The 14,588-nt window shown below is 73.1% G+C and carries 11 protein-coding genes; 3 read left to right on the top strand and 8 right to left on the bottom strand.

All coding sequences use genetic code 11. The features are described from left to right. Positions 1-76: 76 nt before the first annotated feature. The 4 genes from AB5J87_RS27525 to AB5J87_RS27510 form a co-directional block, all read right to left on the bottom strand. Positions 77-982, bottom strand: a complete 906-nt coding sequence (locus AB5J87_RS27525) for a S1 family peptidase (protein ID WP_369380253.1) — start codon at positions 980-982, stop codon at positions 77-79. 195 nt (positions 983-1,177) lie between these two features. Continuing rightward, on the bottom strand, positions 1,178-1,987 hold the full coding sequence (locus tag AB5J87_RS27520; RefSeq protein ID WP_369380251.1) for a DUF1684 domain-containing protein: 810 nt from the start codon (positions 1,985-1,987) through the stop codon (positions 1,178-1,180). Between the two features lie 146 nt (positions 1,988-2,133). Then, positions 2,134-3,930 carry an FAD/NAD(P)-binding protein gene (locus AB5J87_RS27515; RefSeq protein WP_369380249.1) on the bottom strand — a complete coding sequence of 599 codons (1,797 nt, stop codon included), beginning with the start codon at positions 3,928-3,930 and terminating at the stop codon, positions 2,134-2,136. A 506-nt stretch (positions 3,931-4,436) separates the two neighbouring features. Continuing rightward, positions 4,437-5,639, bottom strand: a complete 1,203-nt coding sequence (locus tag AB5J87_RS27510; RefSeq protein WP_369380246.1) for a DUF5685 family protein — start codon at positions 5,637-5,639, stop codon at positions 4,437-4,439. A gap of 312 nt (positions 5,640-5,951) precedes the next feature. Here AB5J87_RS27510 and AB5J87_RS27505 point away from each other — a divergent pair, with 312 nt between their 5' ends. Continuing rightward, the gene (locus tag AB5J87_RS27505; RefSeq protein ID WP_369380245.1) at positions 5,952-6,386 is read left to right on the top strand and encodes a cell division protein SepF; all 435 of its coding nucleotides are present in this window, start codon (positions 5,952-5,954) and stop codon (positions 6,384-6,386) included. 73 nt (positions 6,387-6,459) lie between these two features. Here AB5J87_RS27505 and AB5J87_RS27500 read toward each other — a convergent pair whose 3' ends face one another. Continuing rightward, the gene (locus AB5J87_RS27500; RefSeq protein ID WP_369380244.1) at positions 6,460-7,647 is read right to left on the bottom strand and encodes an acyl-CoA dehydrogenase family protein; all 1,188 of its coding nucleotides are present in this window, start codon (positions 7,645-7,647) and stop codon (positions 6,460-6,462) included. 132 nt (positions 7,648-7,779) lie between these two features. Further along, complete coding sequence (locus AB5J87_RS27495) at positions 7,780-9,426, bottom strand: MFS transporter (RefSeq protein WP_369380242.1); 1,647 nt, start codon at positions 9,424-9,426, stop codon at positions 7,780-7,782. Positions 9,427-9,955: 529 nt separating this feature from the next. On the opposite strand from AB5J87_RS27495, the gene AB5J87_RS27490 reads away from it, so the two are divergent. Then, entirely contained in the window at positions 9,956-10,954 is a 999-nt protein-coding gene (locus AB5J87_RS27490) for a phosphatase PAP2 family protein (protein WP_369380241.1), read from the top strand. A gap of 137 nt (positions 10,955-11,091) precedes the next feature. Here AB5J87_RS27490 and AB5J87_RS27485 read toward each other — a convergent pair whose 3' ends face one another. Beyond that, entirely contained in the window at positions 11,092-11,307 is a 216-nt protein-coding gene (locus AB5J87_RS27485) for an I78 family peptidase inhibitor (RefSeq protein WP_369380240.1), read from the bottom strand. A 462-nt stretch (positions 11,308-11,769) separates the two neighbouring features. Here AB5J87_RS27485 and ctaD point away from each other — a divergent pair, with 462 nt between their 5' ends. Further along, positions 11,770-13,476, top strand: coding sequence for a cytochrome c oxidase subunit I (ctaD, locus tag AB5J87_RS27480; RefSeq protein ID WP_369380239.1), 1,707 nt, complete (start codon positions 11,770-11,772; stop codon positions 13,474-13,476). 118 nt (positions 13,477-13,594) lie between these two features. Here ctaD and AB5J87_RS27475 read toward each other — a convergent pair whose 3' ends face one another. Beyond that, positions 13,595-14,296 (bottom strand): transglycosylase family protein, encoded by a 702-nt coding sequence (locus tag AB5J87_RS27475; RefSeq protein WP_369380237.1) that lies wholly within the window; start codon positions 14,294-14,296, stop codon positions 13,595-13,597. Positions 14,297-14,588: the final 292 nt, after the last annotated feature.

Below are 14,588 nucleotides of genomic sequence, written 5' to 3'. Positions count from 1 at the left end.
AGTCGGCCCCGCCGGGGCCGCGGGGACGGGCCCCCGCCCGGTGAACGGGCGGGGGCCCGCCGACACGGACCGTCCGTCAGTAGACGCTCACGCCATAGGCGTTGAGGGCCTCGACGACGGGCTGGAAGAACGTGGTGCCGCCCGAGGAGCAGTTGCCGCTGCCGCCGGAGGTGAGGCCGAGGGCGGTGGAGCCGGCGTAGAGCGGGCCGCCGGAGTCGCCGGGCTCGGCGCAGACCGTGGTCTGGATGAGCCCGTACACGACGTCGCCGCCGCCGTAGTTGACGGTGGCGTTGAGCGCGGTGACCCGGCCGCTGTGGATGCCGGTGGTGGAGCCGCGCCGGGTGACGGTCTGGCCGACCGTGGGGTTGGCGGCCGAGGTGATGTCCTGGCTGCCGACCGTGCCGGGGTGGGCGAGCGAGGTGTTGGTGTACTGCACCAGGCCGTAGTCGTTGCCCGGGAAGCTGGTGCCGACCGTGGGGCCGATGGAGGTCGAGTGCGAGGAGCTCGTGTAGTAGTTCGGGTAGCCCTCGGTGCAGTGGCCGGCGGTCAGGAAGTAGTAGGTGCTGCCCTTGCGGACGTTGAAGCCCAGGGAGCAGCGCCAGCTCGGCGCGTAGATGGCGTCTCCGCCCGCGAGCAGCTTGCTGATCTTCCCGGTGGTCCGTTCGACGCGTATCGCGGACGCGTTGGCGCCCGCCTGCCGCTTGATCCTGGCGATGTCCGACTGGGTGACGCCGGAGTCGGCGGTCACGACCAGCGTGTGGTCGGCGGGGTCGACGTGCCAGGCGGTGCCCGCGACGTCGGCGCCGAGCACGGCGTCGCCCGCGGCGGAGAGCTGGTGGGCGCTGAACACCTGGTGCGGGCTGGCGGTGGCGGTGGGGACCGCGAGGGCGGCGGCGGCCAGGAAGCCGGTGGTGACGGCGACTGCCTTGGTGCGTCTCGCGAGACCGCCGCGGCGGGTGGGGGTGGTGCGCTCGATCCTCACTTCTTTTCCTCCCGAGGGGAATCGAGGGGCCCGGGTGGCGTGGGGGGACCCCGTGAGGCGCGGCCAGGGATGGCGGCAGCACAATGCAGCGCCGCCGTGCTCCTGACAAGCGCTGGTTAGGGAGTATTCGGCGGCCCGGCCACCGGGCGCAAGGGCGCCTTTCGGCCGGGCCGCGGGGAGTTGGGGACGGGTGGGTCAGTTGGTGAGGACGGTCCGCTCACCGGCCGCGACCGCCGTGTCCAGGGTGTTCCCCGGGGGCGGGAAGGGGCAGATGAAGTGCGCGGCGAAGGCGCACGGGGGCAGCAGCGCGCGGTTGAAGTCCACCGTCACGCGTCCGTGCGCGTCGGGTGCGCCGGGGCGCAGGAAACGGAACCGGAAGCTGGAGTCCCCGCTGGTCGCGTCCGCGAACACCGCCCAGAGCGCGCCGTCCTCCTCGACCGCCACCTGAAGGGTGTGGTTCCGGCCGTCGAGCGCGAAGGCGAGCTCGCCGCCGAGCCCCAGACCGCGCTCGACCCCGTCGGCGTTGGCGACCCGGACCGTCCGCGTCCGGTCGTACGGGCGGAAGGTGCCCGGCACCGCCCAGCGCTCCTCGTACGGCGTCGCCCCGATGCCCGCGAAGGCGCGCCGGGCCGGGGCCTCGGGGTCCCAGACCCGGACCGCCCACAGCCCTTCGCGGCGCAGCACCACGAGCCGCCGCGCGCCCTGGGCCAGCCGGGACTCGCCGACCGGCGCGTGGTCGGCGCCCAGCCGGGCCTCGCCCGTGAACGGCTCGCCGTCCAGGGTGATCCCGTCCTGCTCGACGGCCCGCAGGACCAGCGCGTCGCCGTCTTCGCGCCACTCGCCGGGCACGGCCGGAATTCGACCCTCCACCGCGTCCGCGAGCCAGTGGGTGCCGGTCAGGGCCAGGGGGCCGTGGGGCGCCGAGACCGCGGCGACGCGGTGCTCGTGCCAGTGCTTCCACTCCTGTGCCGCCTCGTGCGGGTCTCTCGCCGCGTCGGTGCTCATGTGTCAACCCTTCCATACGGGGGTGGGGAACCCCAGAGGCGAACGCGGTGTCGGCCCGGAGCGATCCGTGCGGAAGACCCCGCGCCCCTGGTGCGGCGAAGCGATCCGGCCGACGGACTCGCCGGCCGGGTCCTGCGTGCGGCCGGTCAGGCGCCGACGGGATGGCGGGCGAGGTCGCGCAGGAGCGTCAGGGCGGCCCGTGCGCTGGCGTCGTTCTGCCGGAACGCGGGGCCGCCGGTGCGCGGCCGGGTGAAGGCCCCGGCCGCCCGCGCCGTGGTGTGCGGGCCCAGCGCGAAGCGGCGCGGATGCGGGCGCCCGGCGCGGTCCAGGACCCGCCCGTCGCCGGGGTCCACGTGCAGCAGCCCGGTCCCGGTGGCGGCGGCGCCGTCCCGGTGCAGGGCGCGCAGCAGCGGGCTCCGGGTGCGCTCCAGCGACGGCTCGGGCAGCCGGGCCTCGACCAGGGCGCGCGCCCGTGTCCACTCCCCCGGCACACTGGCGCCGCCCGCCCGGAACTCCCCCGCGTCCTCGTCGCACTCCACGACGAGGTCCGCCCCGAGGAAGCGGACCACCCCGGCCTCGGAGAGCGCGAGCAGCTGGCGCAGCCGGGGTCCGGGCGGCCCGGACGCCAGGTAGCTGAAGAAGCCGTGCCACCAGGGGCCCGGGTCGCCGAGGCCCGGCAGCTGTCCGTACGCGCTCAGCAGCCCGAGGAAGACGGCCAGGTCGGCGCTGTGCTCCGGGTCGTGACGGCGTGCCAGGTCCTGGCCGATGTAGGCGCGCAGCCCCTCCTGGAGCGCGTCGCCGGAGGGGTAGCGCACCCCGTCCAGCGGGTGGTCGAGGGCCTCCAGGTCGAGGCGGTCGGCCGGGTCGGGAACGGCGGCGGCGACCAGGGCCGCCGACTCGGGGCCGCCGGGTCCGGCCGCCGCGTACTTCTCCTCGAAGTCGCTCCAGGCCATGGCCGTGCGGCCGGGGTGGGCGGTGAAGAGCCGGTGGTAGTGGGCGAAGCCGAGCTCCTTGGCGATGAGCGGCCACACGTCCCGCCGGAAGTCGGGCGGCGCGGCCGAGCCGAGCAGCTTCCCGACGGCCTCGGGGCCGAAGAAGCGGGGCAGCGGAGGCCGTTCGCCCTGCCAGCCGTATCCGATCTTGGAGTGGTAGGGGACCCCGCGCCGCGACCCGACGTACAGCACCGGCTCCCGGCCCGACGGGTGGTAGGCGCCGCTGTCGTCGTGGTGTCCGCCGCGCCCCTCGGTGAGCAGCACCATGAGGTCGATGAAGGCGAGCCCGAAGCCGCGCACGATGACGGGTTCGCCGGGGGCGAGGGCCGACAGGTCGCAGTCGGCGGTGAAGGCGGGCGGCAGGTGGACCAGGCCGTGCCGGGCCGCGAAGGCGGTCAACTCCCGCTGCTCGTCGTCGGGTTCGGCGTCCAGGTGGCCGAGGGCGAGCACCACGAGGTCGGCGGTGAGCGGCTCGGCGCGCCCTTCCAGCCACACCCGCTGGCGGCCCTCGCGCGGCCCGCCGACGCGCAGCACCCGGGTGCGGTGTTCGCGTACGGTCACGGCCGGGCCCAGCGCCCGGACCGCCCGCTCGTAGACCCAGCGCAGATAGGCGCCCTGGGTGCGGCGGCCGGGGAAGGTCTGGCCGTCGAGCCCGGCCCATTCGGCGAGGGTGGGCCCCGGCCGCACCGGGCCCGCCAGCTCGACCGTCTCGTCGGTGAACATGGTGACGTCCTCGGCCATGGAGTTCATCCACAGCAGCGGCGACTGCCCGGCGCGCCAGATCCGGCCGCCGCCCGGCGGGTACGGGTCGACGAGGTGGACCTCCAGCGGCCGGTCCCCGTACAGCTCGGGCAGGTTGGCGGCGAGCCGCTCCAGGAATCCGGTGCCGCGCGGACCGGCGCCCACGATCACGACCGAGGCGGTGTCCGGCGCGGGGTGCGTCGCGTTCATCGGGTGCGCGCCGGGGCCGGGGGCCGTGCGGGCACGGGTGCGGAGGGGCGTGTGGGCAGGGGCATGCGAAGGCTCCGTGGATGCGGATCGAACACGGTGGTGCCTTCACGGACACGGCGCGGACCAGCCCCTCAGCACGGTCCGGTCCCGAGGCTATGCGGCGCCCACGGTCCGCTGTCAAGGCCGTCCGCACTGTGAGCGCCCCGTCCCGGGGCAGTTGACGCCCCGGGCGAATGCCTGTTCCACTGGGGCCATGCATCCGCAGCAGTGGCTGGTCACGCGCTCCCACATCGACTTCGGTCGAGTGTGGTCCGCTTCCTGTTGAGCCGACCGCCCTGCCCGCGTTCCTCCCGGCCGCCCAGGCGCGCCGGTCTCCCCACGCCTTCACACGGCCGGCACCGCGCACCCCTCCCCTCGCACCACCCCGGACGAGTCCGCGACCCCCGCGTCGCGGATCTCACCCCCCGAACACAAGTGACCCTCGATAGAGGGTTCGTGACGGTACGTCAGCAGTCGCAACCGCAGTCACAGCAGTCACATCCATCGCAGCACTCACAGACGTCACAGCAATCGCAGCAGTCGCAGTCCCGGCAGCAGCCCTCGCGCTTGCGCCGGGACCAGGGACCCTCGTACTCACCGGCGCAGCACAGCTGACAGGTGCAGCAGAGCCCGGCGAAGACGCCGCACCCCGCGAGCAGGCCGCGCGGCGCGGGCGGCCGGGGCGGCTCGCCCTGCGGCGGGGCCCCGTACGGATTGCCGGGCACCGGCGCGTACGGGCCGCCCGGCGGCGGGCTGCCGTAGGGGCCCGGCTGGTGGGCGCCGTGCGCGGCGTGGCCGTCGCCGTGGGCGCAGCCCGCGGTGCCGAAGGAGCGGTTGACGGACTGGGTGAGCTCGTGCGCGAGCAGCACGTGCGCCAGCCTGCCGTCGACGAAGTCCACCTCGCGCAGGGCCAGCCGGATGCCGTGCACGGCGTCGTCGGCCAGCCGCCGGGCCTCGGCGCGGTCGGTCCCGGTGGCGGTCAGCGGGTTCCAGGCGCCCGACGCCGCGTCGGCGCCCTGGTCCTCCACGGCGTCGAGCAGATGGGCGAGCCGCCCGAAGAGACGGCCCGCCTCGGCCAGCGGCTCGGCGTTGTGCGGCCGTCCGGCGAGGACGGCGGTGTGCGCGAAGGCGGCGGCCGTGGCCGTCTCGGTCGGCTCGGTGACGGTGAGCAGCGAGGTGCCCGGTCCGGCGAGCGCCTCGATCGCGGTCTGCCGGTCGACCGCGTCGACCAGCACCGCCGTGTCGAAGCCGAGGGAGGCGCCGGTGCGCGCGCCCGCCCGGTCCCAGCGGGTGGCGACGCGGCGGGCGGCGAGCGCCGCGGGCCGCCGCTTCAACAGGCCGTCCCGGTCGGCCACGTGGTCGCGGACCTTCGCCGAGGCGAGCACCAGAGAGACGGCCGCGGCGAGCCTGGCCCCTTCGCCCCGGGCGACCGGCGCCGTGCGCATCGCGCGCAGCGGGCAGGGCCCGGCGGTGCGCCGGGCGGCCGGGGTGCGCTCGCTCTGAGCCTCCGTCAGAACCGAGACGATCAGGCCGTCGTAGTTGGTCACGACCCGCGCGAACTGGCCGTGGTCGGAGCGAAGTGCCAGGCAGAGGCCGCAGAGATGGGCCATCCACTCGGTCTTCAGGCCCTCGGTGAGCCGGTGCGAACAGGGCCTGACGATTCCGAACACGACGCTCCCCCGGGCGGCGCGGGGCTGCCCGCCCGGCGCTTCGATCTACAGTGCGGCACGCATCGTATCGACGAAACCGTTCACCCGTACGTCCCCGCCCTCACCCGTCCGGACGGAAGTTCATATTTTGTATCGGTTACCCGTCATACAGCGGAAGAAAGCTGACGATTCGCCACATCTTCTGCACCAGTCCCGTCACGAATCCCCTGCACGGCGGCTATCCACTTGGCGCACTATCCGCATGATGGACGACCATAGGGATGCGGAACGAGAGAAGAAGCAAGAAGAAGTCCGCTGTGAGAGGAGGCGTCCATGGGATCGGTGCGCAAGGCGAGTGCCTGGCTGGGGCTTGTCGAGGACAACGACGACCGCTACTACGACGACGAGTACACCGAGGAAGCCGGGTCCGGCGAAGCCTGGGTGACCGACCCGCGGGTGCGGGTGGCCTCCGAGGCGGCCGAGGAGCAGGGCCGCCGGATCGCCACCGTGACGCCGGACGGCTTCCGGGACGCGCGCGGCATCGGCGAGCTCTTCCGCGAGGGCGTCCCGGTCATCGTGAACCTCACGTCCATGGAGCCCGGTGACGCCAAGCGCGTCGTCGACTTCGCGGCCGGCCTCACCTTCGGGCTGCGCGGCTCGATCGAGCGCGTGGCGACGAGGGTCTTCCTGCTGACCCCCGCCGACACCCAGATCGTCAGTGGCGAGGCCGCGGGCCGGGCCACCGGCGGCTTCTTCAACCAGAGCTGAGCAGGGCGCTCACCGGACCCCGCACCGCGCGGCCCCGGCACGTCGACGGCGGGCGGATCCGCCGGCGAAGGCCCTAGCGGAACGCGTCGAGCCCGGTGAGCGCCTTGCCCAGCACCAGCTGGTGCATCTCCACGGTGCCCTCGTAGGTGAGCACCGACTCCAGATTGGTGGCGTGCCGCATCACCGGGTACTCCAGCGAGATCCCGTTGGCCCCGAGGATCGTGCGCGAGGTGCGGCAGATCTCGATCGCCTCCCGCACGTTGTTGAGCTTGCCGAAGCTGACCTGCTCGGGGCGGAGCCGTCCCGCGTCCATGCGCCGGCCCAGGTGGTGGGCGAGCAGGACGCCCTTGTGGAGCTCCACCGCCATGTCGGCGAGCTTGGCCTGGGTGAGCTGGAAGCCGCCGATGGGCCGGCCGAACTGCTCGCGCTCCTTGGCGTAGTCGACGGCCGCCTCGAACGAGGCCCGGGCCGCGCCCATCGCGCCCCAGACGATTCCGTAGCGCGCGTGCGACAGACAGCTCAGCGGGCCCTTGAGGCCGACCACCCCGGGCAGCACCGCGTCGGCGGGCAGCCGCACCTCGTCCAGGACCAGCTCGCTGGTGACCGAGGCGCGCAGGGACCACTTGTGCCGGATCTCCGGCGCCGAGAAGCCGGGGGTGCCGGCCGGTACGACGAAGCCCCGGATCCCCTCGTCGGTCCGCGCCCAGACCACCGCGACCGCGGCGACCGAGCCGTTGGTGATCCACATCTTGCGCCCGCTCAGCACCCAGTCGGTGCCGTCCTTCTTGGCGTGGGTGCGCATCGCGGCCGGGTCGGAGCCGATGTCGGGCTCGGTCAGACCGAAGCAGCCGATGCTCTCGCCGACCGCCATCGACGGCAGCCACCGCTCCTTCTGCTCGTCGGAGCCGTACTTCCAAATCGCGTACATGGCGAGCGAGCCCTGGACCGAGACCAGCGAGCGGATGCCGGAGTCGGCGGCCTCCAGCTCCAGACAGGCCAGGCCGTACTGGACGGCGGTGGCGCCCGCGCAGCCGTAGCCGGTCAGGGACATGCCGAGCGCACCCATGTCGCCGAGTTCGCGCGCGAGCTCGCGGACGGGCACCTCCCCGTCCTCGTACCACTGGGCGATGTGCGGCAGGACCCGCTCGGCGGCCCAGGTGCGGACGGTGTCGCGGATCGCGAGGTCCTCGGGGCTCAGCAGGTCGTCGAGCCCGAGGGGGTCGGCCGGGTCGAAGGGGGGCAGCTTGGCGGGTGCGGACATGAGGATGCCTCCGAAGGCTCGCGCGGAGCCCGTGGGTCGGAACCTGTGGGTCACTACCTGGACGTGCGGGGCCGGGGTGCGGCCCGGACAAAACTAGCGGTGATAGTTATCGCCGGGCGCCGACGTTACGGCTCAGTGTCCCGCGCGTCCAGACCCGGCCGCCTCGGCGGCCACCGCGGCCGGCACCCGGACCTGGAGCTCGGCCCGCTGCTCGGGCAGCGCCGCCGGTTCGGCGCACGGCACGCCGCACTCCATCACCCGGGGCAGCCGCAGCGCGGCCAGCGCGCCCAGCACCAGCAGCCCCGCGCTGACCAGCAGCGTCACATGCAGACCGTGGACGAAGGCGTGCCGGGCGGCGGTGCGCAGGGCCGCGCCCGCCGGGCCGCCGAGCCGGTCCGCCACGTCGTACGCCTCGCCCAGCGAGTTGGCCGCGCCCGCCGACGCCTCGCCCGGGACGCCGGGGACCGAGGAGAGGGCGGGGCCGTAGGCCGCGTTCATCACGCTGCCGAGCAGGGCTATGCCCATGCCCGCGCCGAGCTGGTAGGAGGTCTCGCCGATCGCGGCGGCGCCGCCCGCGCACTCGGCGGGCGCCTCGCTGAGCATCGACTCGTACGCCCCGAAGAGGGTCGTCTGGAGCCCGAAGCCCAGGACTATGAACGCGCAGGTCAGCAGGGCGGGCCGGTCGTGCTGCCCCATCAGTACGAGCAGCAGGACGGCCGCGGCCGTCAGCGCGAAGCCGCAGACCACCATGGTCCGCGGGCCGAGCGCGCGCAGGGTGTACGAACCGGTGGCCCCGGCGGCCATCGCCGCGAAGGTGAGCGGCAGCAGCCGCAGACCGGTCTCCAGCGGGCCGAGCCCGAGCACCAGCTGGAGGTACTGCACGGCTATGAGCTCCAGGCCCACCAGCGCCAGCATGGCCAGGACGATGCAGCCGACCGAGGTCGAGAAGGTGGGCCGGGCGAACATCCGCATGTCCACCAGCGGATGCGCACGGCGCTTCTGCCGCCGTACGAACAGGATCAGCAGGGCGGTGCCCGCGCACAGCGGCGCCAGCGTCCACACGTCGAGCGGACCGTGGCCCGCGCCGAGCCGCTTCACCCCGAGCACCAGGGTGAGCACTCCGGCGGCGGCCATCAGCGCGCCGAGCACGTCCCAGGGCCCGTCGCTGCTGCCCTTCGACTCCGGCAGCAGCTTGCGGCCGAGCGGGAGGATCAGCGCCATCAGCGGAATGTTGACCAGGAAGACCGAGCCCCACCAGAAGTGCTGGACCAGGAAGCCGCCGAGGACCGGCCCGGTGGCGGCGCCGATCGCGGCGGTGGCGGTCCAGATGCCGATGGCGGTGGCCCGCTCGCGGCGGTCGGGGAAGACCGCGCGCAGGATGGAGAGGGTGGCGGGCATGATCATCGCGCCGCCGACGCCGAGCAGCGCGCGGGCCATGATCAGCACCTCGGCCGACCCGGCGAGCGCGGCGACCGCCGAGGCGAGCCCGAAGATGCCGTAGCCGAGCAGCAGCACCCGGCGGCGGCCGACGCGGTCGCCGAGGGTGCCGAAGAGGATGAGCAGGGCGGCGCAGACCAGCGGATAGGCGTCGACGATCCACAGCAGCGCGACGGCGCTGGGGCGCAGGTCCTCGGTGACCGAGGGCACGGCGACGTGCAGGACGGTCGCGTCGAGCGCGACCAGCAGCAGACTCACACAGAGGACGACGAGGACGACCCAGCGGTTGGCACCGTCGGCCTGCGCACGCGCGCGTGCGGCGTCCGTGGTCGTTCCTGCCATGTGTGTACCTCCTGTACGGCGGCCCCGCTGCCGGGGTCCCGGGACGCGTCGTGCCCTGCGGTGACGCGTCTTCCCCGCTCTCGGCGGACCCTGGACCTGCGCGGTCTTGTGGGCCCGGCATCGACGAGCGAGTGAGCCGTCAGCGTACGCGAGTTCAAGCCACCGACACGTGGTACACCTCTCACCGCCACCGGCCCGTGGTGTGGCGTGCGCCACATCCGTCACCAACGGCACACGGGCACCGCCGGTCCGCAATAATGATCTTGGCACCCGGTGCCGGACGATCTCGGCACGGGGTGCCGGGCCCCATGGCTGAACGATGAATTCCGGCCCGCTTCCCGGAGAACCAATTCACGGGATTCACAGTGCCTTCCCGGGGTGACCCGCGAAGGAATAGACACCAAGGTCATCCGCGCATTTCCGGGGCCCGGGAATAAACGGTGACGTGAGACATACTCCACATCACATCGTCATCACAAAGCCGCCGGATCGGCCTGGGCCGTCACTCACTCGCTGTAACGTCGATTGAGTGCGTACCGACCGAATCTTCGCCCGCCTGGACCGGGAGCCCGAGCCACCGAAGATAGTGATCCCGCGGATGAGCCGTCACCGCGTGATCCTCTTCAGCGCGACGATGGCGTTCTACGTCGCCATCGTCGTCGCCGTGCTCGCCTCGTCCTGGCTCGTCGAGCTGGACTGGAAGGTCATGCTGTTCCGGCCCTACGAGCAGTGGCCGCAGCTGCACGCCTTCCTCGACTACTTCGTGGTCCTGGGCCAGCGCGGCCCCACCGCGGTGATGGTCGCGGCCTGGCTGGGCTGGCGGTCGTGGCGGCAGCACACCCTGCGCCCGCTGCTCGCGCTCGGCGCCTCGCTGCTGCTCCTCAACATCACGGTCGGCGCGGTCAAGCTCGGCCTCGGCCGCCTCGGTCCGCACTACGCGACGCAGATCGGCTCGGCCGAGCTCTTCGCGGGCGGCGATATATTTCCCAGCGGCCACACCGCCAACGCGGTCGTGACCTGGGGCATCCTCGCCTATCTGGCCACCACCCCGCGCGCCCGCCGCTGGCTCTCGGTGATCTCCGCGATGGTCGCCCTCGGCGTCGGCGCTACCACCGTCTACCTCGGTACGCACTGGGTCAGCGACGTGCTCCTCGGCTGGGCGGCCGGGCTGCTCATCCTGCTGGCCCTGCCCTGGTGCGAGCCGGTGATCGCGCGTGCCGAGGCCCTGATCCTCATGCTGCGCGCCAAGTGGCGCGCACACGGAACGGCCGCTCCCGCACTGCCCGTTCCGGCCGCCGCGCTGCCGGCGATGTTCGCCCAGCGCGGCGCCGGCGAGGACGACGCGCCCGTGCGCGAGCCGGTGGGCGCCGCCAGCGGCTCGCGCCCGGCCGGCGTCCGCGGCCCCGCCCGGCCGCCGCACGCCGGGCCGCGCCCCGAGCGCCCGCCGGTCCCGCCGGCGGCCAGCAGGCGCCCCCAGCACTCCGAGCGCGCCCCGCGCCCGGCACCGGCCCGCCCGCTCGGCGGCTGAGGCCCCGGGCCGCCCGACGGCCCCCAGGACAGCGGGGATCCGGTACGCACACCACCCCCGCGGCACGAAGGCCCCGGCGGCTCCACTCGGAGCGGCCGGGGCCTTCGTCGCGCGCGGACGCGGGCGGGGCGGACGGGTCAGCCGCGCCAGCAGCGGGTCACCGTGCCGTGGTCGACCTCGAAGTTCAGCCGTCCTTCGAGGTACTCCATGGTGATGACCGAGCCGGGCGGCAGGGACCTGACGGTGGTCCAGCCACGCGCGCGTGCCAGCCGCTCGGCGGCTTCGCCGGGCAGGCCGACATAGGCGTCGGGGGCGTCGTCGGGGCGGGCGGGGGGCGTCGGTACGGGTGCCATACCCGCCACCGTAGGGGGCCTCGGGCGGCGACGGAAGCCGGGGCCCCTGCCCCACCCACGTCCGTACCACGTCCCCCGCCGGTCACACTTGTGTCACAGGATCTTGGACGATGTTTACCTCGAACTTGGTCACTCGTACGGGGAGTTCCGCGCACCCCGGCTGGAAATCGCTCAACCTTGTGCGGCCCGTCGGAGTCTATTGCGGAATTCCCTCGGGAGCGGTCCGGAAACACTCGCCACAATTACCGTCCGGTCGCCCCGCGCCGGAAATTGACGGGTCATGGGGAATTCACCGCATCCTTACACGATCCGCACCGGAGGGGGTTCCCCGCCGCCCTCGGCGACCCCCCGGCCCGATGGCTCGTATGCGCCTATCGGGGCCCCCAGGCACCCTGTCGGACCGGGTACCGCACGAGCATCATGGCTACCGGCCTGATGCCTGACACCTGAGTGGGGGCGGCGATGGGTACGGAGACGGAGAGCGCGCAGGCGGAACCGGTGGAGGCCCGTACGTCGGGCCGGGTCGTCGTGGACTGGCTGACCACCACGGACCACAAGAAGATCGGGCACCTCTACCTGATCACGTCGTTCGGCTTCTTCCTGATCGCCGGGCTGATGGCCATGCTGATGCGGGCCGAGCTGGCCCGCCCCGGGCTCCAGATCATGTCGAACAACACCTTCAACCAGATGTTCACCATGCACGGCACGATCATGCTGCTGCTCTTCGCGACCCCGACCTTCGCCGGCTTCGCCAACGAGATCATGCCGCTCCAGATCGGCGCCCCCGACGTCGCCTTCCCCCGGCTCAACATGCTGGCGTACTGGCTGTTCCTGTTCGGCGGGCTCATCGTGCTGGGCTCGCTGCTCGTGCCCGACGGCCCCGCCGCCTTCGGCTGGTTCGCCTACGCGCCGCTCAACTCGGCGACCCGCTCCCCCGGTGTCGGCGCCGACCTGTGGATCATGGGGCTCGCGCTCTCCGGCTTCGGCACGATCCTGGGCGCGGTCAACTTCCTGACCACGATCATCGGGATGCGCGCGCCGGGCATGACGATGTTCCGGATGCCGGTCTTCACCTGGAACGTGCTCTTCACCTCGATCCTGGTGCTGCTGGCCTTCCCGGTGCTGGCGGCGGCGCTGCTGGTCCTGGAGGCGGACCGCAGGTTCGGCTCGGTGGTCTTCGAACCCCAGTGGGGAGGCGCGCTGCTGTGGCAGCACCTCTTCTGGTTCTTCGGCCATCCCGAGGTCTACATCATCGCGCTGCCGTTCTTCGGGATCATCAGCGAGATCATCCCGGTCTTCGCCCGCAAGCCGATCTTCGGCTACCTCACCCTCATCGGCGCCACCATGGCGATCACCGGCCTCTCCGTCGTGGTGTGGGCGCACCACATGTTCGCGACCGGCGCGGTACTGCTGCCGTTCTTCTCGTTCATGTCGTTCCTGATCGCGGTCCCCACCGGCGTGAAGTTCTTCAACTGGACCGGCACCATGCTGCGCGGCTCGCTCAGCTTCGAGACCCCGATGCTGTGGGCGGTCGGCTTCCTCATCAGCTTCCTGTTCGGCGGGCTCACCGGCGTCATCCTCGCCTCGCCCCCGCTGGACTTCCATGTGACCGACTCGTACTTCGTGGTCGCCCACTTCCACTACGTCGTCTTCGGCACGGTCGTCTTCGCCACCTTCGGCGGCTTCTACTTCTGGTGGCCCAAGTTCACCGGGAAGATGCTCGACGAACGGCTCGGCAAGATCCACTTCTGGACGCTCTTCGTCGGCTTCCACACCACCTTCCTGGTCCAGCACTGGCTGGGCGCCGAGGGCATGCCGCGCCGGTACGCGGACTATCTGGCCGCCGACGGCTTCACCGCGCTCAACACGGTCTCCACCATCGGCGCCTTCCTGCTCGGCATGTCCACCTTCCCGTTCCTCTACAACGTCTGGAAGACCGCGAAGTACGGGACGAAGGTGGAGGTCGACGACCCCTGGGGGTTCGGGCGCTCGCTGGAGTGGGCGACCTCCTGCCCGCCGCCGCGCCACAACTTCGTGACCATCCCCCGGATCCGCACCGAGTCGCCCGCCTTCGACCTGCACCACCCCGAGTTCGCGCCGTTCCGCGACGACCTGGCGCCCGAGCGGCCCAAGGAGCGGGAGAGCGGGGCGGAGACCGGGGGGCGGTAGGCCGGGGCGCGGTGCGGCGGCCGGTCGCCGCCCCGCCCGGACGCACGTGCCCCGCCCGGTCGGGCGACCGGGCGGGGCAGTGGCGCCCGAAGTGCCCGCGGGCACCGGGCGGGTGCGGCTACAGGGCGAGCCGCTGGCCGGGCAGGATCAGGTCCGGATCGCCGCCGATGACCGCCTGGTTGGCCGCGTACAGCGACTGCCAGTCCGTGCCGTGCGCCTGGGCCACCGTGCTGAGCGTGTCGCCCTCGCGCACGGTGTACCGGCCGCCGGAGGGGCTCCCGGGCGCCTCGGCGCGGCTCCCGGTCGCGACCGGAACGGCGTCGAAGTGCTTGGCGCCCGGCTTGGGGAACGGCTTGGGCGCGGGCTTCGCCGCCGGTTCGGGCGCCTTCCACGCCTTGGGGGCCGTCTTCCTCGGGGCCGACGGCTTCGGCGCCGAGGGCGCGTCCCCGTAGGCGCCCGCCCGCGCCGCGCAGACCGGCCAGGCACCCCAGCCCTGCGACCGCTGGAGCCGGGTGGCGACGGCTATCTGCTGCGCCCGGCTGGCCCGGTCGGCGGTGGACGCGTACGCCCCGCCGCCGTGCGCCCGCCAGGAACCGGCGGAGAACTGGAGCCCGCCGTAGTAGCCGTTGCCGGTGTTGATGTGCCAGTTTCCTCCGCTCTCGCACTGCGCGATGCGGTCCCACACCGCACCGTCCGCCGCGCCCGCCGGGCCGGCGGAGACGGCGAGCAGGGCCAGCGGGGCCGCCGCGACGGCCGCGGCGATCACCGCCGCCGTGCCACGACCGCGCCCGGAGCTGGAACGACTGGTACCAACAGACATGAAGTCCCTCTTCCGAAGGACCCGGGTCTCCCCGGACGGCACGGCCCTGCGACGCGTCCGGCGTCTCGGTCCGTGCCGCCCCGCCCGCTGGGGCCGTGCTGAGTGCGTGTCGTGCGGTCGTACGAGTCGTACAGGTCGTGCGGCCGTACGGGGCGGGCTGTCCCGGGCGGTGCTCGGTGCACACGGCGGGGAATGTAGGGACCGGATCACCCTGGTATCAACCAATGCCTCGTCATTCCAGGCCAGTTGGCAGTTACCGCAGGTAACGGCCATTTCCGGACACCCACTTGAT

The organism is Streptomyces sp. cg36, from assembly GCF_041080675.1.
Lineage (GTDB): Bacteria > Actinomycetota > Actinomycetes > Streptomycetales > Streptomycetaceae > Streptomyces.
The sequence above is the reverse complement of the archived record's forward strand: the minus strand, read 5'-3'. Positions and strand labels throughout refer to the sequence as shown.